Genomic DNA, 432 nt, shown 5'->3' on the forward strand with positions numbered 1-432 from the left:
GTCGGGGCGGGCGCCCACGGTGTGCAGCAGACCGCGGCGCGGTTCCTCCGGTTGTGGGGTGCGCGCGGCGTCGGCCCCCCGCAGCTCGCGCCAGTCCTCGGGGTGACGGACGAGGTGGTCGGCCAGGGCCGGGCTCGCCCCCAGCACCCGGCACAGCCGCGCCCGCAGGTCCGGTTCCTCCCGCAGGGCGATGAGCACCTCATCGGGGTCGGGGCAGACCTCCAACAGGCGGAGCAGACCCAACAAGGCCTGGTCGGGGTCGGCCGCCGCACCCAGGGAATCGAGGATGTCGGTGTCGTCCCGGGCGTCCAAGCCCGCCTGTTCCACCAGTCTCAGGGCCCGCGGACTGTCGCTGAAGCCACGCCGGGCGAGCGCGCCTGCTGTCATGTCGATTCTTCCGTCCCTTGCCACGCGTCAACCGTAGCCGTCCGG

1 pseudogene is annotated in these 432 nt (G+C 73.6%); it reads right to left on the bottom strand.

Going from position 1 to position 432, the window contains the following annotated elements:
- Window positions 1-387, bottom strand: a pseudogene (locus DSY14_RS28175) (bifunctional glutamine-synthetase adenylyltransferase/deadenyltransferase); the annotation flags it as partial.
- Window positions 388-432 lie beyond the last annotated feature (45 nt).

The sequence above is a fragment of the Nocardiopsis sp. MG754419 genome (genome assembly GCF_018207095.1).
Lineage (GTDB): Bacteria > Actinomycetota > Actinomycetes > Streptosporangiales > Streptosporangiaceae > Nocardiopsis.